The organism is Pseudomonas sp. NFACC45 (genome assembly GCF_900113505.1).
Lineage (GTDB): Bacteria > Pseudomonadota > Gammaproteobacteria > Pseudomonadales > Pseudomonadaceae > Aquipseudomonas > Aquipseudomonas tehranensis.
In genome coordinates this window covers 97,027-120,304 of sequence record NZ_FOPO01000014.1, presented here as the reverse complement: position 1 = coordinate 120,304, position 23,278 = coordinate 97,027, and the positions used below count along the sequence as shown (strand labels likewise).

Here is a 23,278-nt window from a genome sequence, read left to right as displayed (position 1 = left end):
GAAGCTCTGAGCACAAGGGACTTGTGGTAGGCCGATTCCCTGCTGGCATTTTCGAGGTTCAGAATCGACTCATGCAGTTCTTATCCCAGAATCATGGATGCCCCGGTTGGGGTGGTGAAATGGCCGGGCGTATCCGCGCGTTTGATTGGAGCCAGACCGAACTGGGCGCCATCGAGCACTGGTCCGCCAGCCTGCGCAGCGCAGTCCAGATGCTGCTGGCTTCGCCTTTGCCGATGGTCATGTTGTGGGGGCGTCAGGGTTTCATGGTCTACAACGATGCCTACGCCGAGTTCGCCGGCGGGCGCCATCCATACCTGCTGGGCTGCGCGGTAGAGTTGGGTTGGCCAGAAGTGGCCGAATTCAATCGTCACGTCCTAGATGTCTGCCTGGCCGGCGGCACCTTGTCCTATCGCAGCAAAGAGCTGGTATTGCTACGCAATGGCAAACCTGAAGATGTATGGATGGATCTTTACTACAGCCCGGTGCCCGACGATGATCAGTCACCGGGCGGCGTGTTGGCGATCGTCGTGGAAACCACCGAGCTTGTGCTGACCGAGCGTGCCCGCCAGGAGGCGGAACGCAGCTACCGCGCCGTCAACGAGCGCATTCAGTTGGCCCTCTCGGCTGGGCCCTTGCTGGGATCGTTTGTCTGGGACATCCAGAACGACACGCTTTCCGGCGATGAGCGTTTTTCCCGCACGTTCAATTACCCGCCGGACACACCCCTGGATGCATTGCCTGTCGAGATTGCCCGCCAGAACATCCACCCCGATGACCTTGAGGAAGTGAACCGGCGGGTCGAACTAACCTTGCGCACCGGGACCCCCTACAACGCTGAGTATCGGGTGCGCCGCCTGGGCGGTGATTACCTGTGGGTGCTGGCGAGCGGGCGATGTGAGTTCGATACGTTGGGCACGCCCTTGCGTTTTCCCGGTGTGCTGATTGATATCCACGAACGCAAGGCGGCTGAAGCATCACTGCTCAAGTTCACCCGTGATCTGGAGCAACGTGTCGCCGAGGAAGTGCATGCGCGATTGACGGCTGAAGAACAGTTGCGCCAGTCGCAGAAGCTCGAAGCCATTGGCGGACTCACCGGCGGTGTGGCTCATGACTTCAACAACTTGCTGCAGGTGATCGCCGGCAACCTGCACCTGTTGGCTCGCCACGAACCGGACAACGTCAATGTGCAGCGGCGGGTCAGTGCCTCCATCGAAGCGGTGGAGCGGGGCGCCAAACTGTCCTCGCAATTGCTGGCGTTTGCCCGGCGCCAGCCTTTGTCACCGGCGGTCTACAACCCACGGCGGATCTTCGACGGCCTGGGCGAATTGCTGCAGCGGGCCTTGGGCGAAACCATCCAGATCGAAGTGGCCTTGCCCGCCGAGCCCTGGTGCATCCACGTCGATCGCAACCAGCTTGAAAACGCTTTGCTGAACCTGGCGATCAATGCCCGCGATGCCATGGGCGGTGAGGGCACCATCGGCCTGATCGGCGAAAACATCGTGCTCGACGAATCGTTCTGCGCCGGTAAAGACATTCCGGCCGGTGACTATGTGCGTCTGTCGGTGAACGACCGCGGCGCGGGCATGCCTCCCGATGTGCTGAATCATGTGTTCGAGCCGTTTTTCACCACCAAGACCGATGGCCAGGGCACCGGGCTTGGGTTGAGTATGGTGTTCGGGTTCGTCAAGCAAAGTGGCGGGCATATCGAGATTGCCAGTGACGTGGGAGAGGGCACGCGGGCGCAAATGTATTTCCCCCGCAGTCGGCAACCTGAAACAGGTGAAGAGGCGCCCCACGGCCCGCTTCTGGCCGGTGGGCAAGAGACGATTCTGGTGGTGGAAGATAACGAAGAGGTGCGCAGCGCCTCGGTGGAGCTGCTGGAGCAGTCCGGTTATCGAACCCTCACGGCCGCCAACGCTGATGCGGCCATGGCGCTTTTGCTCGAAGGTGCCTCGGTGGATCTGATTTTTACCGATGTGGTCATGCCTGGCCTGATCAAGAGCTCCGACCTGGCGGCCTGGGCCAGGGTACAGACTCCGCCTATGCCCGTACTGTTCACCTCGGGCCACACTCGGGACATCATTTCCCGCAACCACCAATTGAGCCCCGATACCCATCTGCTGAGCAAACCTTACGGCCCGGATGCCTTGATCACCATGGTGAGGACTGTGTTGGGCAGTTGATCGCGGTGCGTTAAACAAATGGAACCGAAGCCGCCATGCCACCTTCAAATGACCATGACCGGTCATCAATCCGGCCTGTCATGAATGAGGTGCCTATGAACCAAGATCCTGCAAACACCCAGCAACAAGGCCAGACGCAGGCCCCGTCACCGCGCAATGATCCGGCGATCGATCCTCAGGTTTCCCCTGAGCCCGCTGGCACCCAGCCAGTCAGCCCGGCTGGAGCAGGCAAAGCCCAAAGCGCCGACAGCGAAGTCGATCAAAAGAATCACCACCAAGACAACGACAACACCTTCAGCCCTGGCTTCAAGCCTGACCCGGACCGCCCGGAATCCGGGGAGAGCACTGACGCTGATATCGATACGGATGGCGGTTAGCCAATGAGCCCTGCTTCTTTTCTTGAAGCTGGGCTTTCGGATTTCACGACGCCGTTGGGTGGCTGGCGCAGCTATTGAGTGGATGAGTGAGGCGACAGGTCCATCCGATACCCAGCCCCCGGCTTGCCTTCATGTAATGCCGACTGGATTCTTTCATACAATGCATTGGCCTCGGCAGTCGTGATTGACCGCGAGCAATCCCGCAATACGACGCGCAACAGAGCATTTTCCTGGCCGGGTAACAGCCCGAGTCGCTCGATGGCCTGTGGTGGTAATTCAGACGAAGTCCAACGACCTTTGACTTGCATCTCCTCAATCCAACCAGAGCAGTCGCCAGCCGCCTGGAGCATTTTCTCAGTCAGTACTTCCTCACTCAAACCCGGAGTCACGGCCACTGAAATGTCCCGAGTGATTGAAGGCAAGCGCGAAACCGTACTCCAAGGACGTAAATCTTGCATCTGGGCCTGAACTCGCTCATTAGGGTCACGCAACAGGCGAATATCCGGGATTCCCTTTCGTAGCATAGTCAACCGATCCAGCCCCATTCCCAATGCCAGACCGCCATGACGCTGCGCATCGATTCCCAGCCGTTGTAATAACGAAGTGGCAATAAGCCCACACTCCAGCACTTCGACAGCAGAACCATCGTTGATCACATTCACCTCAATGCCACCTTCGGTGTAATGATGCGGACTGTCGCTGTAAACCCAAGGTTTATCGGGGACGGCGACCCCAAGGATATCGCCGACCAAGCGCAAAAGGTGTCCGCGCGCCGAGAGCTCGGGTTCACCCAGCACCCATATATCCATCTGATGTGGCTCGGCGCAGTGCCAACGATCACGACTGTCGCGGCGGAACGTGATGCCCGGTGCGGCCAGCAAAATGACCTCTCCAGGTTTGCGTTCCTGGGCCGAACGTTGCAGCACAATTGGAATCTGGCTAGTGGTTTGTGTACGCAGCAGTGAATGTTCGTCTATCCACCGGGTGTGTTCGCTGCCTAAAGTGATTTCTGCCGGGTCATAACCGAGTAGTCCGTAGTTCTCTTCGGCGGATACGATTCGTGGGCCGGTTTGTATTAGAGCCTGCGGCCAACCAGCACTGACCAGCCCTTCAATGATTTCGTTCATGATCAGGCGGACTGCATGTGCGGGTGAGTGCGCCTCAGTCAGATCTGTAATGGATAACGCCTGCTGAAGCGCGACGTCAGTCAGGTATTTCTTGGTAACACCCATTATTGGCCCCTTTGAATCAGTGTTTGCTACGGCTTGAACAGTCGGAGGAAAAACCTATCAACACTAGACCAAACAAACAACTTAATAAGGCGGATTTTGGTGTTTTCAGAAATCTACTACAGACACTTCCTGCATAAGTAATCTATCTGCTTCATTAATAGGCTGTCGGTCTAAAAAATAGTTAAAATATTTCATGATCAGCATACAAGTTAAGTTCAGCCAGGCACACGATGGCTCCAGTGGTTATCACATTGATTTTCTTAGCCCAGCGGCCAATGTCAGCCCCCTAACTCAATAACCTTAATAACGGCGTCTGGCAAAGAGAGCAACTCCTCACTGGGGCAGGACTAATGCTCTCTTTTTGGTGAAGTAAAATATCAAGGGGGCGCTTCTCGAAGTTGCTCAGAGGCATTTCGGTATGCTGAGAGATCCTCACGTTTGAAACCAAGAATGCCCTGCCAGATTAAACCAGCAGGGCTTCTCGGTCAGGCTGATGATCTCGTTAAACCCTACGTTATGATCGGGCTTTTTTTACATTCTCTGCTATTTACTTGGATGAGCGGCCTGGAGTTTCTTGGCCATTTCCAGATGTTTTTCCAAGTCTGGAAGCATTTTTTGCGCGAACGCCTTCAGCTCGGTGTTACCGGGCTTCTTGTCGTCCGTGACGGTCTCGGCTTCTTTCTTGAACAGGGCGATGGTTTCTTCGTGGGCCATCACCTGGTTGTTGGCGTAGGCCGCATCAAACGACTCATCGCGCATATCGAGAATCTTGGCCTTGGCCTTTTTCACCAGCGTGGGTTCGTCCGGCACTTCGATGTCGTGTTTTTTCGCCAGTGAGATTAACTCCTCGTTGGCTTTGGTGTGGTCGGAAATCATCATGTTGGCGAAGTCCTTGACGTCCGCCGAGCTGCTTTTTTCCAGGGCCAGTTTGCTGGTTTCGATTTCTGCGATACCGCCGGCCGCCGCGTTGTCGACGAAGTCGTTGGAAGTTGCGGCCCAAGCCATGCCCATGCTGGTGCTCAAGGCAACTGCCAGGCCGAGTTGACGCAGGGTAAATCCGTCCATAGGTAAGTCTCCACACAGGTTGTACAAGGGACTTGTGTCGTCCTGTTCAATGGAGAGCGGCGGGCGGACAAAGGTTTGATTGCACAGCGGGCCGGTACGACGAACGGTCACCGCTGGTCGGATTGGCGGTCGACAGAACCCCGTCGGCGAGGCCATTCTGATGGTCGACGAACGCCGTAGAAGGCGTCTGCCATCGTTCTGCCAAAGGAGGTGTTCCATGCCCGTGACTCACGATTTGTGCCAGGATCTTCAATGCACAAAAGACCACATCCAGCAAAAACGCAGCGAGAATCCAAGGCTCGACTCGTTACTTCAAAAATACTCCCAACTTGATGCCGAGGTGGTCGACGCCGAGAAACCGTCGTCCGCCGCACTTTCCGATGTTGCCCTGAAGGCGCTCAAGGAGAAACGATTGCAGGTCAAAGACGAGATCGCGGGGTACTTGCAGGAAGAGCCATAAGGCTGGGCTGTTTGTGAGGAGCCCTTTGTTTCGTGAAGGGCCCTCTCGCCACACATCCACCGCGAATCTGTCAGGTCAGCGGGTTCCAGCGCTGGGACCAGTCGCTGCCGGCGGTGACGATCTGACGCAGCACTTCGAAGGCTTGCTGCAACGCCGCCGAATCCCGATCCCGGGAGTACACCAGGTACGTCGGGTAGTTGAATTCCGGCGCCTTGGGCACTCGCTCCAGAATGCCGCTGTCCAGGTAACTCTGCACGACCCGGGTACGGAAGTATCCGCTGCCGCCGTTCTCCAGAATGTACTGCAGGGCCAGGGGGCCGAGATTGAACGTCACGGCTGCCTTGGCCTTGTCCGGCAGTGCAGTGTCGTGCTGACGACGGAAGTCGGCACTCCAGTCGATGTACACGTAGGGCTCGGGACAGGTGGCCAGGCGCACCAGGATCAGTTTCTCTTCCAGTAACTGTTCCACTTGCAGCCTCGGCCAGTATTCGGGCTGATACACCACGGCGGCATCCAGCAGGCCCAGTTCCAGTTGTTGCAGCAGTTTTTCGCCATCGCGGATGTCCATGCGCAGGGCATGGCCGGGGATTTTCTGGCGCAGTTCCTCAGCCCAGGCGAGCATCAAGGGATTGCACAGGCTGACTTCACCACCGAGGTGCAAAACGTTGCGAAAGCCTTCGGGTAAGGGAAGGTCCCGGCGGGCCGCTTCCCAGGTCTGCACCAGTTGGTTGGCATACACCACGAAGGTTTCACCGTCGGCGGTCAGGCGCGCGCCGGCACGGTTGCGCACAAACAGCACACAGCCAAGCTGGCTTTCAAGCTTCTGCACCCGCGCTGTGATAGCCGTCTGGGTGACGTGCAGCTTGTCGGCTGCGGCGGCGAGGCTGCCGTGACGGACGATTTCCAGAAAGGTGCGGGCAAGGTCAATGTCCATGGTCAGGCCGATGCGAGAAAAGCGGGGATTGTACGATACCTGCGAATAATCGCAGGGCCCTTTGCTGTATGTACCGGCGCTATCGCTAGCAGGCTCGCCCCACAAGGGATCTGGGGCGACGCTCAATCTTGAAACCGGAGCAATTGTGGGAGCCAGCCAGCCAGCCAGCCAGCCAGCCAACCAGCCAACCAGCCTGCTCGCGATAGCGATGGGCCGGTCAGTGGAAATGCTCAAGTAAAAACACAAATCCCGCCACAGAGGCGGGATTCGTTTGCAGCCAGGGCGCCCGGAGAAGGCGAGTAGTCTCAACCTGGGAACAGCTCGGACAATTTCATCGCCAGCATCATGTCGCCTTCGGCCTGCAGTTTGCCGCCCATGAATGCCTGCATGCCGTCGGTGCTGCCGTCGACGATGCCTTTAAGGGTTTCGCCTTCCATCACCAGGGTCACCTGGGCGTCCGGGTTTTCACCTTCCTGCAGTTCGCAAGTGCCATCCTTGACGATCAGTGAGAAATTCTGGGTGTCGTCGATGCGGAAACCGAATACCAGGTCCAGGCCCTTGGCGGCTTCCGGGTTGAACTTGGCTTTCATGGATTGTACGGCGTCGGCTACGGAGGTCATGGTTTCGATCCTTATTTGGGTTATACAGCAAGGGTCTACAGTAATCCGGACTCAGCGAAAGGTGATGAGATCCGGGGCCTTCAGCAGTTGCAGGTGGGCATGACTGTTGAAGGAAGCCAGGGCCACCTCGCGGCCCCTGAATTTCAAGTGGTTGAGCGAGGTGTTGACGATTTGCCAGTTCAATTCAAAGGCCTGCCGCGCAGGCATCTGGGTGATCAGGTGGAGCAGGGCGGTGATGGTCCCGCCGGAGGTGAATACGGCGATTTTCTGAGAATTGTCGGCTTGCTCCAGAATGCGCTGCAGGCCGGCCTGGACGCGGTCGACGAAACCCAGCCAGCTTTCCAGCCCGGGCGGGTCGTATTGGCCGCCGAGCCAGCGTTCGATGATCAACGCGAAGATGCGCTGGAACTCGGCGCGGTTCTGTGCGGCGTTGCGCAGGATGTACAGGGCTTCGGGTTCCTGGGCGAGCATGTCCGGCAACAGGGCGCGGATCACCGCGTCGGCGTCGAATTCATTGAACGCCGAATCGATCTCCAGCCCGGGAACCGGCAGCCCGGCGGCGGACATCTGGCCCAGCGCACCGGTGGCGGTATCCTGCTGACGACGCAGGTCGCCGGAGAGGCAGCGATCGAACACGACACCCAGTTCGGCCAGGTGGCTGCCCAGCACTTGCGCCTGGCGTACACCGTTTGGCGAAAGGACATCGTAGTCGTCCGCACCAAAGGAGGCCTGGCCATGTCGAATCAGATAGATACTGCCCACGTCCGCGTCATCCCGGTACGTTGAAGGTTTGGCGAGGTTATGAGGATGGCGGTGAGCTGTCAATGAAAAAACATACGCTTGTTTGAAATGCCCGTTACAGCTTTGTTCAACTGCGCTCCCGTTAAGGTAACCACAGGTTTCACGGCTGGTCGCGGCGCAGGCGCATGGGTATGCTGAACGTGTTGAGTGCCCGCCCTTGAGCGGCGTTTTGAATTTATTAGGAGCCATCGTGGAGTTTTTCATCGAATACGCCAGTTTTCTGGCCAAGACCGTGACGCTGGTGATCGCCATCCTGGTGGTGCTGGCCAGTTTTGCTGCCCTGCGCAGCAAGGGCCGGCGCAAGTCAGCCGGCCAGTTGCAGGTGAGCAAACTCAACGACTTCTACAAGGGGCTGCGTGAGCGCCTGGAGCAGACGCTGCTGGATAAAGATCAGCTCAAGGCCCTGCGCAAGACCGAAGGCAAGGCTGAAAAGGCCGCAAAGAAAACCAAGGACAAACCGGCGGCCAAGTCTCGGGTATTCGTGCTGGATTTTGACGGTGACATCAAAGCCTCGGCCACCGAGAGCCTTCGTCATGAAATCACCGCATTGCTAACCCTGGCGACCCCTAAGGATGAAGTGGTGTTGCGTCTGGAAAGCGGTGGCGGCATGGTCCACAGCTACGGCCTGGCCTCCTCGCAACTGGCCCGGATCCGACAGGCCGGCGTGCCGTTGACGGTGTGCATCGACAAGGTCGCGGCCAGCGGCGGCTACATGATGGCGTGCATCGGAGAGAAGATCATCAGCGCGCCTTTTGCCATTCTTGGCTCTATTGGCGTCGTGGCCCAGTTGCCCAACGTCAACCGTCTGCTGAAGAAGCACGATATCGATTTTGAAGTGCTGACGGCCGGTGAATACAAGCGCACGTTGACGGTGTTTGGCGAAAACACCGAGAAGGGTCGGGAGAAGTTCCAGGAAGACCTGGACATCACCCATGAGCTGTTCAAGAACTTCGTGTCCAACTACCGTCCGCAACTGGCCATTGATGAAGTGGCGACCGGTGAAGTCTGGCTGGGCGTCGCGGCACTGGACAAACGCCTGGTGGACGAGCTGAAAACCAGCGATGAATACCTGGCCGAACGAGCCAAGAGTGCCGAGCTGTACCACCTGCACTACGCCGAACGCAAAAGTTTGCAGGAGCGCATTGGCATGGCGGCCAGCGGTTCGGTGGACCGGGTGCTGCTGAACTGGTGGAGTCGGCTGACCCAGCAGCGGTTCTGGTAGCCCGCGAAGATCTGGCTTCACCGCCAATCACTGTGGGAGCGGGCTTGCTCGCGAAGGCGGTCTGCCTGACTAATAATGTTGGCTGTGACACCGCTTTCGCGAGCAAGCCCGCTCCCACAGAGTTTTCCGGGTGGCTGAAGATCCGGGTTCACCACTCACCAACCGCCTATAAAAAAGCCCTGAACCGGAGTACCCGGATCAGGGCTTTTTCATGCATCAGGTTTCAGCGACGACGAAACAACGGCAACGGTTCGTCAGTGGCGGCCTGGTAGGTCACCGAGAAGTCCTTGAGGCTTTCCAGGGCTTCAAAGGGGTCCTTGTCGGCGCGCAAGGCAAAGGCGTCGAAACCGCAACGGCGCATGTAGAACAATTGGTCGCGCAGCACATCGCCAATCGCCCGCAATTCGCCCTTGAAGCCATAGCGGTCACGCAGCAGGCGAGCGTTGGAGTAGCTGCGCCCGTCGGTGAAGGCCGGGAAGTTCAGGGCGATGACCTGGAACTGGTTGGCGTCATCACCGATTTCTTCAGCCTCTTCGTCGGCGTCCAGCCACACACCCAGGCCGCCATCGCGGGCCTTGAGGGCGTGAGCATGATCGCGCCACAGGGCCAGGGGCACGATCAGGTCGTCGCAGTTGGAAATACCATCGAGGGTCGCGTCCTTGGGCAGCAGGTGCCAGGTTTCGTCGATAACCTCGTCGTTCTTAATTATTCGCTGCATAGACGCGTTCCTTGAAGAGGTCGATGCCGATACGTTGATAAGTGTCGATGAAACGCTCGTCTTCAGTACGTTGTTCGATGTACACGTCGATCAGCTTCTCGATCACGTCAGGCATGTCGTCCTGGGCAAACGACGGGCCGAGGATCTTGCCCAGGCTGGCGTCGCGGCTGCCGCTGCCGCCCAGGGAGACCTGGTAGAACTCCTCACCTTTCTTGTCCACGCCCAGAATGCCGATGTGACCGACGTGGTGGTGACCACAGGCGTTCATGCAACCAGAAATGTTCAGGTCCAACTCGCCGATGTCGAACAGATAATCCAGGTCGTCGAAACGACGCTGGATCGACTCGGCGATAGGGATCGACTTGGCGTTGGCCAGGGAGCAGAAATCACCGCCCGGGCAGCAGATGATGTCGGTCAGCAGGCCGATGTTCGGGGTGGCGAAGCCTTGCTCGCGCAACTCGCCCCACAGGGTGAACAATTGGCTCTGTTCAACGTCCGCCAGGATGATGTTCTGTTCGTGGGAGGTGCGCAGTTGACCGAAGCTGTAGCGCTCAGCCAGGTCGGCCACGGCGTCCAGTTGCTTGTCGGTGATGTCGCCCGGCGCGACGCCGGTCGGCTTCAGGGACAGGGTCACCGCGACGTAGCCCGGCTTCTTGTGGGCCAGGGTGTTGCGGGTGCGCCAGCGGGCGAAGCCCGGATGTTCTTTGTCGAGCGCGGCCAGCTCGGCGTCCTGGTTGCTCAGGGCCTTGTAGTCCGGGTCGACGAAATGCTTGGCCACGCGATGGACTTCGGCTTCGGTCAGGGTAGTCTGGCCGCCGCGCAGGTGAGCCATTTCGGCCTCGACCTTTTCGGCGAACACTTCTGGCGTAAGGGCCTTGACCAGGATCTTGATCCGCGCCTTGTACTTGTTGTCACGACGGCCGTAGCGGTTGTACACCCGCAAGATGGCGTCGAGGTAGCTCAGCAGGTCCTGCCATGGCAAGAATTCGTTGATGAACGCGCCGACCACCGGCGTACGGCCCAGACCGCCGCCCACCAGCACACGGAAGCCCAGCTCGCCCGCGGCGTTGTAGACCGTCTCCAGGCCGATGTCGTGGACTTCAATGGCCGCACGGTCCGAGGTCGAGCCGTTGATGGCGATCTTGAACTTGCGCGGCAGGTAGGCGAATTCCGGGTGGAAGGTGGTCCACTGGCGAACAATCTCGCACCAGGGGCGCGGATCGATCAACTCATCGGCCGCGACACCGGCGAACTGGTCGGTGGTGACGTTGCGCAGGCAGTTACCGCTGGTCTGGATCGCGTGCATCTGGACAGTGGCCAATTCAGCCAGGATCTGGGGCACATCTTCCAGGGCCGGCCAGTTGTACTGGACGTTCTGGCGGGTACTGATGTGGGCATAGCCTTTGTCGTAGTCGCGGGCAATCTTGGCCAGCATGCGCACCTGACGCGAGGTCAGTTGGCCATAGGGCACCGCTACGCGCAGCATCGGGGCGAAGCGCTGGATATACAGGCCATTCTGCAAACGCAGAGGGCGGAATTCTTCTTCGCTCAGCTCGCCTGCCAGATAGCGTCGGGTCTGATCACGGAACTGCTTGACGCGGTCCTCGATGATCCGCTGATCGTACTCGTCATATACGTACATATAAGTCTCGTTCTCAGGCTTGGGCCGATCAGAAACAGCTGCGTGTTGGCTCGCTGAAATCGGATTCTGCCTCGGCAATTCTACGCGCACGGCCGCGCACTCCTACAGGAGCCGGTGCAAGATACCTGTTTTGAGTTATGCGCAAAAGTGATGTTTGAGTATATATAAAGAACCAAATCGACTAATGGGATTGATTATTGCCTAACCCACATTTGTCGTGCGGGCAATCATCGTCTTAACTGTGGTCGAGTCCCTATGCAATCACCTACAAAACCGACAAGAGGCGATGCAATGAGCAATCCGACCAAAGCAAGGAAAAGCGACAGTACTGTTGATGCCTGGGCCATTTTGTTCCTGATTATCCTGGTGGTGGGCACCGCGGTGTTCTGGGTCAGTCACCAATAATCTTTCGTCGAACCCAATACCCATTCATGTGGGAGCGAGCCTGCTCGCGATAGCGGTGGTTCAGCCGATGATCATGTCGACTGACACGCCGCTATCGCGAGCAGGCTCGCTCCCACAGGGTTATTTATTGCTGGCGATGTTTTTACAATCCCGCCAGATGCACCACCAGCTTGACGATGCCAAACAGCGTCAGGGCGAAGATCACCGTGAAGACGATGCCCAATACCACGAAGTGACTCGGCTTGCCGTGGGTGAAGTCACGGGCGCGATTTTTGCCGCTCTGCACGCCGAAAGCGGCAGCCAGCACGCTGTGCATCATCTGCCACAGGGTCGGCGGCTTGTTGTCGACTGGATCGTCCATAAATCCCTCGTCTGCCATGGGTTTGGAACAAGCATAGACAACCCGCGAAAAAAGATCGCAGGCTTCGCCAGCGCCTACAGGGGGACACCAATACCCGTAGGAGCTGCCGCAGGCTGCGATCTTTTTGTCCGACGCAATCCTACTAGTTGTCGTAACCCAAATTCGGCGCCAACCAGCGCTCAGTCACGCTCAAGTCCTGACCTTTGCGCGCGGTATAGCTCTGGACCTGATCCTTGTCGATCTTGCCCACGGCAAAGTATTGCGCCTGGGGATGGGCGAAATACCAGCCGCTGACGGCTGCCGCCGGGAACATGGCGTAATGCTCGGTGAGGAACACGCCGCTGCGTCCAGCCTTCAGTTCGCTGGCCGCGGGGTCGAGCAGGCGGAACAAGGTGGCCTTCTCGGTGTGATCCGGGCAGGCCGGGTAACCAGGGGCAGGGCGGATGCCGGTGTACTGCTCTTTGATCAGGGCGTCGTTGTCCAGGCTTTCGTCCTTGGCGTAGCCCCAATGTTCCTTGCGCACCTGCTGGTGCAGCCATTCGGCACAGGCCTCGGCCAAGCGGTCGGCCAGAGCCTTGACCATGATCGAGTTGTAGTCGTCGCCGGCTTCCTGGTAGGCCTTGGCGACTTCTTCGGCGCCGATGCCAGCGGTGGTGATGAAGCCGCCCACGTAGTCGGTCACGCCGCTGTCCTTGGGCGCAACAAAGTCGGCCAGGGAGAAGTTCGGTTTGCCGTCGGTCTTGATGATCTGCTGGCGCAGGTGATGCAAGCGGGCCAGTAGCTTGCCATCCTCGCCATAGACTTCCAGATCGTCGTCATGCACCTGGTTGGCCGGCCAGAAGCCGAACACCGCGCGGGCGCTGATGAGTTTCTCGTCGATGAGCTTTCGCAGCATCGCCCGGGCATCGGCGTACAGCGCGGTGGCTGCTTCGCCGACCACTTCGTCGGTGAGGATGCGCGGGTACTTGCCGGCCAGGTCCCAGGAAATGAAGAACGGTGTCCAGTCGATGTATTCGGCCAGGACGTTGAGGTCGATATCCTCCAGCACTCGGGCGCCGGTAAAGGTCGGCTTGACCGGCTGGTAGCTGCTCCAGTCGAACTGCGGCTTCTTCGCCACGGCGGCGGGGTAGCTCAGGCGTTCGGTACGGGCGCTGCGGTTGGCGGTGCGCTCGCGAACGTCGATGTACTCCAGGCGGGTTTTCTCGACGAAGGCCGGCTTGAGTTCCTTGGACAGCAACTGGGTGGCCACGCCCACGGCGCGCGAGGCATCGGTGACGTAGATCACCGCGTCGTTGCTGTACTTGGGTTCGATCTTCACCGCCGTATGGGCTTTGGAGGTCGTGGCGCCACCGATCATCAGGGGCAGGTGGAAATCCTGGCGCTGCATCTCGCGGGCCACATGCACCATCTCGTCCAGGGACGGAGTGATCAGGCCGGACAGCCCGATGATGTCGCACTTTTGCTCCTTGGCTACCTGCAGGATCTTCTCTGCCGGCACCATCACGCCCAGGTCGACCACGTCATAGCCGTTGCAACCCAAAACCACACCCACGATGTTCTTGCCAATGTCATGGACGTCGCCCTTGACCGTGGCCATCAGGATCTTGCCTTTGGCTTCCGGCTTGTCGCCTTTTTCCGCCTCGATGAAGGGAATCAGGTGGGCCACGGCCTGCTTCATCACCCGGGCGGATTTCACCACTTGGGGCAGGAACATTTTGCCGGCGCCGAACAGGTCGCCGACGATGTTCATGCCGGCCATCAACGGGCCTTCGATGACTTCAATCGGACGGGCGAACGACTGGCGAGACTCTTCGGTGTCTTCGACGATGTGCGTAGTGATGCCCTTGACCAGCGCGTGTTCCAGGCGCTTGTTCACTTCCCAGCCACGCCACTCTTCGGTTTCCGCTTCCTTGACGCTGCCGTCGCCCTTGTACTTGTCGGCAATGGCGAGCAGGGCATCGGTGCCTTCAGGCGTGCGGTTGAGGATCACGTCTTCCACCGCGTCGCGCAGTTCCACCGGGATCTGGTCGTAGATCTCCAGTTGGCCGGCGTTGACGATGCCCATGGTCAGGCCCGAGCGGATTGCGTACAGCAGGAACACCGAATGAATCGCCTCGCGCACCGGGTTGTTGCCCCGGAACGAGAAGGACACGTTGGACACGCCACCGGAGGTCAGCGCATAAGGCAGTTCGTCGCGGATGTAGGCGCAGGCGTTGATGAAATCCACGGCATAGTTGTTGTGCTCTTCGATGCCGGTGGCGACGGCGAAGATGTTCGGATCGAAGATGATGTCTTCCGGCGGGAAGCCGACTTCATTGACCAGGATGTCGTAGGATCGCTTGCAGATTTCCTTCTTGCGCGCTTCGGTGTCGGCCTGGCCGGCTTCGTCGAAGGCCATCACCACCACGGCGGCGCCGTAGCGTTTGCACAGCTTGGCGTGATGAATGAACTGCTCGACGCCTTCCTTCATGCTGATGGAGTTGACGATGCCCTTGCCCTGGATGCACTTGAGGCCCGCTTCGATCACTTCCCATTTCGAGGAGTCGATCATGATCGGAACGCGAGAGATGTCCGGTTCACCGGCAATCAGATTGAGGAAGGTCACCATGGCCTTCTTCGAATCGAGCATGCCCTCGTCCATGTTGATGTCGATCACCTGGGCGCCGGCCTCGACCTGCTGCAGGGCCACTTCCAGGGCTTCAGTGTAATTGTCTTCGCGGATAAGCCGGGCGAACTTGGCCGAGCCGGTGATGTTGGTCCGCTCGCCGACGTTGACGAACAAGGAGCTTCGATCGATGGTGAACGGTTCCAGGCCCGACAGGCGGCAAGCCCGCGGGATCTCCGGAATCTGCCGCGGTGCGTAGCCGGCCACGGCCTTGGCGATGGCTTCGATGTGCGCCGGGGTGGTGCCGCAGCAGCCGCCGACGATGTTCAGGAAGCCGCTTTGGGCAAACTCTTCGATGACCTTGGCGGTGTCCACCGGCAGTTCATCGTATTCACCGAATTCATTGGGCAGACCGGCGTTCGGGTGCGCCGATACGTGGGTGCTGGCCTTGTTCGACAGTTCTTCGAGGTACGGGCGCAGTTCGCTGGCACCGAGGGCACAGTTCAACCCAACGGAAATCGGCTTGGCGTGAGCGACGGAGTTCCAGAAGGCTTCGGTGGTCTGGCCGGACAGGGTGCGGCCTGACGCGTCGGTGATAGTGCCGGAGATCATGATCGGCAGTTCGACGCCTAATTCCTCGTATACCCCTTGCACGGCGAAAATCGCTGCCTTGGCATTGAGCGTGTCGAAAATGGTTTCGATGAGGATCAGGTCGGCGCCGCCTTCGATCAGGCCCTTGGTGGCCTCGGTGTAATTTTCCACCAACTCGTCGAAGGTCACGTTGCGATAGCCGGGGTTGTTCACGTCTGGCGACAGCGAGCAGGTACGGCTGGTCGGGCCCAGCACGCCGGCGACGAAGCGCGGCTTGTCCGGGGTTTCCAGGGTCTTGGCGTCGGCCACCTTTCGGGCCAGGCGCGCGCCTTCCAGGTTCAGCTCGTAGGCCAGGGCCTGCATGCCGTAGTCGGCCTGGGACACCTGGGTGGCGTTGAAGGTGTTGGTTTCCAGAATGTCGGCACCGGCATCCAGGTAGGCTTTTTCGATGGCGCCGATCACATCCGGGCGGCTCAGTACCAGCAAATCGTTGTTGCCCTTGACGTCGCTCGGCCAGTCGGCGAAACGCTTGCCGCGATAGTCCTGTTCCTCAAGCTTGTAGCTCTGGATCATCGTACCCATGCCGCCGTCGAGGATCAGAATGCGTTCCTTGAGGGCTTGCTGGAGAAGATAAAGGCGAGCGCTGCGATCGGACATAGGACTACCTGGAAAAGACCATTACGAAGGCGGGGATGATAGCAAACCTGTGCAGGATTTGATCATGGGTGGCTTTTGCATGAATATCGCTCATGTTTGCAAGGCGTTGCCGCGCCGGTAGAATCGCCGGACTATCTCTTAGGGACCCGAGACATGCCGTACCGCGTCTTATTCGGCAGTCTGTTGCTGTCGTTGTCTTTTAGCGCAGCCGCCGGGGGACCTGCTCCCGCGATCTCCTATACTCGCGACATTCAGCCGATCTTCACGGAAAAATGCGTGGCCTGCCACGCCTGCTACGACTCCGCCTGTCAGTTGAATCTGGGCAGTGGCGAAGGCGCAGCCCGCGGTGCGAGCAAACTGTCGGTGTACGACGGCGAGCGGCGCAAGGCCGCTGACCCGACCCGCTTGTTCTATGACGCCTCTGGCCCGCAGGCGTGGCAGCGCATGGGTTTCTATTCCGTGCTCGATGCCCAGGGCAGTCAGGCCGCGCTGATGGCGCGCATGCTTGAGCTGGGGCATCGCACGCCGCTGCAGCCTAACGCCAAGCTGCCGGAGGAAATCGTGCTGGGCCTGAACCGTGACAACAGTTGCCCGATGCCGGGGCAATTCGACGAGTACGCCGCCGCGCATCCCAAGGAAGGCATGCCCCTGGCGGTCACTGGCCTGACCGACCAGCAATATCAGACCTTGCAGCGCTGGCTGGCCGCGGGCGCACCCATCGATCAGCAGGCGCTGGCGCCGAGCGCCGCCGAAGCCTTGCAGGTGGTGCAGTGGGAAAACCTACTCAACGCCCCCGGCGCCCGGGAAAGCCTGGTGGGCCGGTGGCTGTTCGAACACTGGTTTCTGGCGCACATTTATTTCAAGGATGGCGAGCCGGGGCATTTCTTCCAGTGGGTACGTTCGCGTACGCCTACCGGCCAGCCTATCGACTTGATCAACACCCGCCGCCCGAACGATGACCCCGGTACCCACGTGTATTACCGACTCTGGCCGGTACAAGGGGTGATCGTGCATAAAACCCATATCACCTACGGCTTGAGCGCGGCGAAAATGGCGCGGATCAAAAGCCTGTTCTACAGCGGCAGATGGCAGGTCACTGCGTTGCCGGGGTACGGGCCGGAGCGCCGGGCCAATCCGTTCTCCACCTTCGAAGCGATCCCGGCCCAGGCCCGCTATCAGTTCATGCTCGATAACGCCGAGTATTTCGTACGCACGTTTATCCGCGGCCCGGTTTGCCGGGGCCAGATCGCCACGGACGTGATTCGCGACAACTTCTGGGCGTTGTTCCAGGCCCCCGAACATGACCTGTACATCACCGACCCGAACTACCGCGGCCAGGCCACGCCATTGTTGGCGATGCCTGGGCAGAATGACGACGTGGGCAGCGTCCTGAGCCTGTGGCTGGACTACCGGGACAAGCGCAACGAGTACGAAGCCTTGCGTCGCGACAACTACGCCGACCTGCCTGCGCCCAGTTGGTCGACGCTGTGGGCCGGCAACGACAATGCCTTGCTGAGCATTTTTCGGCATTTCGACAGTGCTTCGGTCACCAAGGGCCTGATTGGCGAAGTGCCGCAGACGATGTGGCTGTTCGACTTTCCATTGCTGGAACGCACGTATTATCAGTTGGCGGTGAACTTCGACGTGTTCGGCAACGTGTCCCACCAGGCCCAGACGCGACTGTATTTCGACCTGATTCGCAACGGTGCGGAGCAGAACTTCCTGCGCCTGATGCCAGCCGATTCCCGCGAGGACTACCTCAACGATTGGTATCAGTCGGGCGGAAAATTCAAGATGTGGCTTGATTACGAGGCCATCGACGACGACAAACCGACGGCACTCATACTCGACGAGCGTGATCCCAAGCGTGACTTCGCCCGGCAATTGCTGCTCCGTTACGGCGACTTGAACGCTTGGCCCGATCCGATCAACCGTTGCGACGGCGCCTATTGCTCGCGCCCGAACATCGACCTGGCTCTGCAGAACGCCGAACAGGCCCTCAGTCGCCTGGTTTCGCGACCGGCGGCGGGTCTGAGCGTCATCCATCAGTTGCCGGAAGCGACCATGCTGCGCGTCGAAACCGTCAGCGGTCGCCGTGAGGTCTACAGCCTGCTGCGCAACCGCGCTCACAGTAACGTGGCATTTTTGCTGGGCGAGGCGCTGCGATACCAGCCGGGGCTGGACACCTTGACAGTCTATCCGGGCGTGCTCAGCAGCTATCCGAACTTCATGTTCAACATCCCCGCCGAGCAGGTTCCGGCCTTTGTCGACGCCATGGAAAGCGCCCGGGACGGGCAGGCGTTCGAGCGGATTGTCGAGCGTTGGGGGATCAGGCGCAGTCATCCGCAGTTCTGGCAGTACTTCCACGACCTGAGCCGGTATATCCAGGAGACGGAGCCACTGGAGACCGGCGTGCTGGATATGAACCGTTACCAGAACCTCTGACCAGGATATCCGGGCGCTTTCCCGACAAAAATACTAGGACTTTGTCCGGGGCGATGATTGGCGTAAACTGCCGACAAGCCTGCGAGGAGTTTCCATGACCGCCATTACCATTACCGATGCCGCCCACGATTACCTGGCTGACCTGCTGTCCAAGCAGAACACCCCAGGTATCGGGATCCGCATCTTCATCACCCAGCCCGGCACCCAGTACGCTGAAACTTGCATTGCCTACTGCAAGCCGGGGGAAGAGAAACCTGAAGACACCGCGCTGGGGCTCAAGAGCTTCACCGCGTACATCGACTCGTTCAGCGAAGCGTTCCTGGACGATGCGGTGGTCGACTACGCCACCGACCGCATGGGCGGCCAGCTGACCATCAAGGCGCCGAACGCCAAGGTGCCGATGGTCAACGCCGACAGCCCGGTCAACGAACGCATCAATTATTACCTGCAAACTGAAATCAATCCGGGGCTGGCCAGTCACGGCGGCCAGGTTTCGCTGATTGACGTGGTGGAAGACGGCATCGCCGTGCTCCAGTTCGGCGGCGGTTGCCAGGGCTGCGGCCAGGCCGACGTGACCTTGAAGGAAGGCATCGAGCGCACCTTGCTCGAGCGTATCCCGGAGCTCAAGGGCGTGCGCGACGTGACCGACCACACGCAGAAAGAAAACGCCTACTACTGATAGGTGTTCGCTGCGAATACAGAAAACGGCGCCCGTGAGCGCCGTTTTTTATGGGCGCGGATCCGACATCCCCGCAAGCTGACCCACCGCTTTCGCGAGCAAGCCCGCTCCCACATTGGGTCCGCGGTGATGTTCGATGTTTTTAATCGCCGCAAATCCCTGTGGGAGCGGGCTTGCTCGCGAAGGCTGCGTCACATTCAACATCAGCAGCTATCTGACCCACTGCTATCGCGAGCAAGCTCGCTCTCAAAGTTGTATTTTTCAGGGCCTGTAGAGATGCGCATGCCCGGCGCGGTACAGCGACGAGTCACTGAACACATCATTGCCCAGCACACGCCCCACCAGGATCAGCGCCGTGCGCCGAAAGCCCTTGGCCTGGACCTTTTCGGCAATATCAGCCAGCGTACCCACCACCCAATCCTGATCCGGCCATGTCGCCCGGTGAATTACCGCGATCGGGCAATCCGCGCCGTAGTGGGGCAGCAGTTCGCTGACGATTTTTTCCAGATGATTGACGCCCAAGTGAATCGCCATGCTCGCCCCGTGCTGCGCCAGGCTGCCCAGTTCTTCGCCGGCGGGCATCGCAGTTTTGTCCGCGTAACGGGTGAGGATCAGGCTTTGGGACACGTCCGGCAAGGTCAGTTCGGTGCCCAGCAGGGCGGCGCAGGCTGAGGTCGCGGTCACGCCTGGGATGATCTCGAATGGGATGTCCAGTTCCCGCAGGCAGCGAATCTGCTCGCCAATGGCGCCGTACAGGCTCGGGTCGCCGGAGTGCACCCTGGCCACGTCCTGGCCCTTGAAATGAGCGGCCTTGATCAACTCGATAATCTGCTCCAGGTGCAGCTCGGCGCTGTTGATCACCTGTTCGGCGCTGTGGCCTTCCAGCACGGCTGTGGGCACCAGGGAGCCGGCGTAAATGATCACCGCGCAGCTGCGGATCAGTCGCTGGCCTTTGACAGTGATCAGTTCCGGGTCGCCAGGGCCGGCGCCAATGAAATAAACGGTCATGACCGGTTCCTAAGGTGAGTGGGCGACCCTTTGAATGAAGATCGCTCATGATCCAGGGCGCGAATTATCGGGGTTTACGACGTGACCGCCAATGCCAGCGTGGCGCTTGGGGTCTTTTGGCGAGGAATCAGCAGCGTCGCAGGCATCGCGCCCAACCGGTCGGCCAGCGCCAGGGCGGCGCTTTCGGCGACGCCATAGCAACCGGTGTGCTCAAACGCGATTTCGGAGCGGTGACTGAGCCGCTGCTGGTAGCTGGACAGTTGCCCGGCATTGAAGCAGGTCAGCGGCAACTTCAGTTGCTCGGCCAGTTCCAGCAGACCCGGCTCGTCACGCTTGAGGTCAATACTGGCCAAGGCGCGAACCCGGGAGAGCTCAATGCCATGCGCCAGTAAGGTCTGATCAAGCAATGCCCGCAATGTGCTGGCCGGGCAGCCGCGCTGACAGCCCAGGCCGACCACCAGGATCGGCCCAGCACTCATGCGTCGTGGTGAGCCTGGTCGCCGCGACGGAACAACCACGCGCTAACCAGGCCCAAGGCCAGCCAGAACGCGACGTTGGTCACTTGCGAGGCGAGCTTGAATTGGCTTTCAAGTGCTTCGGGCGCCAGCATCGAGTGGACCTCAGGCTGCGGTGCGCCGATGACATGGGGCACCAGCAAGGTGGCCACGCCCAACAGTTTGAGCAACCAATGCCTGCCGAAGACCATCAGGGCGATGCCCACCGCCGTGGAGGCCGCCGTGCCGATCCACCACATCTGTCGCTGGGCTAGATCGGCCGCCGCCGTACCGGGCAACTCCGGTGGCAGGCCAAGGGTCGGTGCCAGAACGAAGGTGGCGTAGCCGGCCAGCCCCCAGAGCAAGCCTTGGGACGTGCGAGTCGGCGCACGCAAGGTGTACAAGCCGGCCAACATCAGGGCGAAACCCACCGCGACCACCAGATTGCCACCGGTAGTGGAGAGCACTCGCTGCCAACCGTCTTCCGGTTCCCACGCTTCGCCGTCATGGGCATGAGCAACCCCGGGGGCGTGCTCATGGAGCTCGGTAGCCGGTGCGCTTTCGTAGGTTTCGGCCTGCAGAATCAGCGGCGATACCCAGAAACTCTGGAGGAGGGTCAGCAGCAGGGCGGCCAGCAACCCGCTGAAACCGGCAGTTTGGGCGATACGCTTGATCATGTCGTCAGGTCTCAATGGCACGGGAATGCGGCGCTGTGGCGGGTGTCGTGGGCCGCGTTGTGCACCGCTTCGATGTGGGAGAAGCCGGCGAAATAGACCAGGCCCGCGCCGAGGATCGAGGCGAAGATCGCCGCGCTCAGGCGCTGGCTCAGGGTTGTGGAGCTGCTGGCGGTACGGGCGGTGCTGATGGTCGACATGGCGCTTCCCTATGGTCTTGTCATTGGGTGAAGCGAGCGCAATGAAACCCCGGGCGCAGGCCCGCCAAGGTTCGAACAGCGCCCGCCCACCGCGGGTTTGTTGATGCATGAGTCATGGGCCGGTCTCCGGGCTCGCGAGGGGCAGGGCTTGTGCCTGGCCGACAAGCGTCACCTTCCCATGCCGTGAGGCACAGTGGATCTGACGCTTCTCTCGCTTACCGTTGCGGGGGCAGCACCGGACTGACGTGGCCTTGAAGTAAAGCACACGATTCACCGGTTTCCCGTTTCACCCTGTGAAGGGCACCCGTAACTAGGCGCACAGGAGAGCATGGGCGGGGGCGGGGCGTCAATTGGCTGATACCCCGTTGCGCCCATCGCGAGCAGGCTCGCTCCCACAGTTGAGCTTTGTTGAACATGAATTTTGTGAACGGCGAAATTTACTGTGGGAGCGAGCCTGCTCGCGATAGGGCCCGCAAGACACCACAGAACTCACCTGCGGACATTGACCCGCCCCCACACCCTGCGTAGCCTTGCGCCTTCGAGGTTCTTCGGCATTGGCCGAAGCTAAGAAGGGAACGCGGTCCAAGCCGCGGCTGCCCCCGCAACTGTGAACGGTGATGTTGTTGCAAAGCCACTGCGCATGCTCTTTTACCAAGGGTGCACGGGAAGGCGCAGCCACTGCCAGTCGAATGACTGGCCCGCCGTCAGCCAGGAGACCTGCCTCGACACAGATTCTCACTACAACCGGGCGGGGTGATCCGGTGGCGAAATCTTCCGCGTGCGCCTATGCGTGCGGGTTGTCGTCCCGTTTGCCCGCCACCTTGCCAAAGGGCATCCGATGAAAACACTGGCCAAACTCCCTGTCACCATCGTCACCGGTTTCCTCGGCTCGGGTAAAACCACCTTGCTGCGGCACATGCTCGACAACGCCCAGGGCCGCCGCATCGCCGTGATCGTCAATGAGTTCGGCGAGCTGGGCATCGACGGCGAGATCCTCAAGCAGTGCTCGATCGGCTGCACCGAAGAAGAAGCCAGCGGTCGCGTCTATGAATTGGCCAACGGTTGCCTGTGCTGCACCGTGCAGGAAGAGTTTTTCCCGGTGATGCGCGAGTTGGTGGCGCGGCGCGGTGACCTCGATCACATCCTCATCGAAACTTCCGGCCTGGCCCTGCCCAAACCGCTGGTCCAGGCTTTCCAGTGGCCGGAGATCCGCAGCGCCTGCACCGTCGATGCGGTGATCACCGTGGTCGACAGCCCAGCCGTGGCCGCCGGCACGTTCGCCGCGTTCCCGGACCAGGTCGATGCCCAGCGCAAACTTGACCCGAATCTGGACCATGAATCACCGCTACACGAGTTGTTCGCCGATCAACTGGCGAGCGCCGACCTGGTGATCCTCAACAAAGCCGACCTGATCAGCCCTGAAGACCTGGCCAAGGTGCGCCTGGAAGTGGCCGAGGAGCTGCCGCCGGCGGTCAAGGTCATCGAAGCCAGTAGCGGTCGCCTGCCCCTGGAAGTGCTGATCGGCCTGGGCGCTGGCTCCGAGGAGCACATCGACAGCCGCCACAGCCATCACGATCATCACCATGACGGCGACGATGATGACCATGATCATGACGCGTTCGACTCCATTTCCATCGAACTGCCCCAGGCCGACGAAAGCCTGCTGCTGGACGCACTGACTCAACTGGTGGTCCAGCACGGCGTGCTGCGGGTCAAGGGGTTCGCGGCAATTCCCGGCAAGCCGATGCGTTTGCTGATCCAGGGTGTGGGCACGCGCTTCGACAAACATTTCGACCGCCAGTGGGGCGCCGATGAAGCTCGGGTGACCCGCCTGGTGCTGATCGGCCAGGCGCTGGATGCCGAGCTGCTCGAAGCGCAATTGCGCGCCGCCCTCAGCGTCTAAGC

Annotated in this window: 20 protein-coding genes and 2 riboswitches; of the genes, 7 read left to right on the top strand and 13 right to left on the bottom strand. The window is 60.0% G+C overall.

Translation table 11 applies throughout. The annotated features are described in order from the left end of the window. Positions 1-71: 71 nt before the first annotated feature. Positions 72-2,183, top strand: coding sequence for a hybrid sensor histidine kinase/response regulator (locus BM132_RS24320; protein ID WP_092459289.1), 2,112 nt, complete (start codon positions 72-74; stop codon positions 2,181-2,183). A 95-nt stretch (positions 2,184-2,278) separates the two neighbouring features. Beyond that, the gene (locus tag BM132_RS24315; RefSeq protein ID WP_047227813.1) at positions 2,279-2,560 is read left to right on the top strand and encodes a hypothetical protein; all 282 of its coding nucleotides are present in this window, start codon (positions 2,279-2,281) and stop codon (positions 2,558-2,560) included. Positions 2,561-2,631: 71 nt separating this feature from the next. Here BM132_RS24315 and BM132_RS24310 read toward each other — a convergent pair whose 3' ends face one another. Both BM132_RS24310 and BM132_RS24305 read right to left on the bottom strand, forming a co-directional pair. Continuing rightward, complete coding sequence (locus tag BM132_RS24310; protein WP_092459287.1) at positions 2,632-3,792, bottom strand: PheS-related mystery ligase SrmL; 1,161 nt, start codon at positions 3,790-3,792, stop codon at positions 2,632-2,634. A 543-nt stretch (positions 3,793-4,335) separates the two neighbouring features. Next, positions 4,336-4,857, bottom strand: a complete 522-nt coding sequence (locus tag BM132_RS24305) for a DUF4142 domain-containing protein (RefSeq protein WP_092396037.1) — start codon at positions 4,855-4,857, stop codon at positions 4,336-4,338. 217 nt (positions 4,858-5,074) lie between these two features. On the opposite strand from BM132_RS24305, the gene BM132_RS24300 reads away from it, so the two are divergent. After that, on the top strand, positions 5,075-5,317 hold the full coding sequence (locus BM132_RS24300) for an HP1242/YdcH family protein (protein WP_092459286.1): 243 nt from the start codon (positions 5,075-5,077) through the stop codon (positions 5,315-5,317). A 70-nt stretch (positions 5,318-5,387) separates the two neighbouring features. On the opposite strand, the gene BM132_RS24295 is transcribed toward BM132_RS24300, so the two are convergent. The 3 genes from BM132_RS24295 to BM132_RS24285 form a co-directional block, all read right to left on the bottom strand. Then, the gene (locus BM132_RS24295) at positions 5,388-6,251 is read right to left on the bottom strand and encodes a LysR family transcriptional regulator (protein ID WP_092396041.1); all 864 of its coding nucleotides are present in this window, start codon (positions 6,249-6,251) and stop codon (positions 5,388-5,390) included. A 305-nt stretch (positions 6,252-6,556) separates the two neighbouring features. Continuing rightward, positions 6,557-6,871, bottom strand: a complete 315-nt coding sequence (locus BM132_RS24290; RefSeq protein ID WP_092459284.1) for an SCP2 sterol-binding domain-containing protein — start codon at positions 6,869-6,871, stop codon at positions 6,557-6,559. Positions 6,872-6,922: 51 nt separating this feature from the next. Beyond that, positions 6,923-7,633, bottom strand: a complete 711-nt coding sequence (locus BM132_RS24285; RefSeq protein WP_092396045.1) for a histidine phosphatase family protein — start codon at positions 7,631-7,633, stop codon at positions 6,923-6,925. A 229-nt stretch (positions 7,634-7,862) separates the two neighbouring features. On the opposite strand from BM132_RS24285, the gene sohB reads away from it, so the two are divergent. Further along, complete coding sequence (sohB, locus tag BM132_RS24280) at positions 7,863-8,894, top strand: protease SohB (RefSeq protein ID WP_092396047.1); 1,032 nt, start codon at positions 7,863-7,865, stop codon at positions 8,892-8,894. Positions 8,895-9,117: 223 nt separating this feature from the next. Here the strand turns inward: sohB and BM132_RS24275 are convergent, their stop codons facing one another. From BM132_RS24275 to metH, 4 genes are all read right to left on the bottom strand, one after another. Next, positions 9,118-9,612 carry a DUF934 domain-containing protein gene (locus BM132_RS24275; protein ID WP_092396049.1) on the bottom strand — a complete coding sequence of 165 codons (495 nt, stop codon included), beginning with the start codon at positions 9,610-9,612 and terminating at the stop codon, positions 9,118-9,120. Then, complete coding sequence (locus tag BM132_RS24270; protein WP_047227821.1) at positions 9,596-11,254, bottom strand: nitrite/sulfite reductase; 1,659 nt, start codon at positions 11,252-11,254, stop codon at positions 9,596-9,598. The genes BM132_RS24275 and BM132_RS24270 overlap by 17 nt, the downstream gene beginning before the upstream one ends. Before the next feature lie 547 nt (positions 11,255-11,801). After that, the gene (locus tag BM132_RS24265; protein WP_092459282.1) at positions 11,802-12,020 is read right to left on the bottom strand and encodes a DUF2970 domain-containing protein; all 219 of its coding nucleotides are present in this window, start codon (positions 12,018-12,020) and stop codon (positions 11,802-11,804) included. Between the two features lie 142 nt (positions 12,021-12,162). Continuing rightward, positions 12,163-15,873, bottom strand: a complete 3,711-nt coding sequence (metH, locus tag BM132_RS24260) for a methionine synthase (protein WP_092459280.1) — start codon at positions 15,871-15,873, stop codon at positions 12,163-12,165. A gap of 153 nt (positions 15,874-16,026) precedes the next feature. Here metH and BM132_RS24255 point away from each other — a divergent pair, with 153 nt between their 5' ends. Then, on the top strand, positions 16,027-18,318 hold the full coding sequence (locus BM132_RS24255) for a fatty acid cis/trans isomerase (protein ID WP_092459278.1): 2,292 nt from the start codon (positions 16,027-16,029) through the stop codon (positions 18,316-18,318). 94 nt (positions 18,319-18,412) lie between these two features. Further along, positions 18,413-18,997: a Fe-S biogenesis protein NfuA gene (nfuA, locus tag BM132_RS24250; protein ID WP_003182850.1), complete on the top strand. Its 585-nt coding sequence runs from the start codon at positions 18,413-18,415 to the stop codon at positions 18,995-18,997. Positions 18,998-19,258: 261 nt separating this feature from the next. Here the strand turns inward: nfuA and cobM are convergent, their stop codons facing one another. From cobM to BM132_RS24230, 4 genes are all read right to left on the bottom strand, one after another. Then, positions 19,259-20,005, bottom strand: coding sequence for a precorrin-4 C(11)-methyltransferase (cobM, locus tag BM132_RS24245; RefSeq protein WP_092459276.1), 747 nt, complete (start codon positions 20,003-20,005; stop codon positions 19,259-19,261). Positions 20,006-20,079: 74 nt separating this feature from the next. Then, positions 20,080-20,484, bottom strand: coding sequence for a cobalamin biosynthesis protein (locus tag BM132_RS24240; RefSeq protein ID WP_092459274.1), 405 nt, complete (start codon positions 20,482-20,484; stop codon positions 20,080-20,082). Then, the gene (locus tag BM132_RS24235) at positions 20,481-21,176 is read right to left on the bottom strand and encodes a CbtA family protein (protein WP_092396061.1); all 696 of its coding nucleotides are present in this window, start codon (positions 21,174-21,176) and stop codon (positions 20,481-20,483) included. The genes BM132_RS24240 and BM132_RS24235 overlap by 4 nt, the downstream gene beginning before the upstream one ends. Positions 21,177-21,187: 11 nt before the next feature. Then, positions 21,188-21,373, bottom strand: a complete 186-nt coding sequence (locus tag BM132_RS24230) for a CbtB domain-containing protein (protein ID WP_092459272.1) — start codon at positions 21,371-21,373, stop codon at positions 21,188-21,190. 99 nt (positions 21,374-21,472) lie between these two features. Further along, a riboswitch (cobalamin riboswitch) is annotated at positions 21,473-21,696 on the bottom strand. A 201-nt stretch (positions 21,697-21,897) separates the two neighbouring features. Beyond that, positions 21,898-22,113: riboswitch (cobalamin riboswitch) on the top strand. Positions 22,114-22,211: 98 nt separating this feature from the next. Between BM132_RS24230 and cobW the strand changes: the two genes are divergently transcribed. Continuing rightward, positions 22,212-23,276, top strand: a complete 1,065-nt coding sequence (gene cobW / locus BM132_RS24225) for a cobalamin biosynthesis protein CobW (protein ID WP_092459270.1) — start codon at positions 22,212-22,214, stop codon at positions 23,274-23,276. Positions 23,277-23,278: the final 2 nt, after the last annotated feature.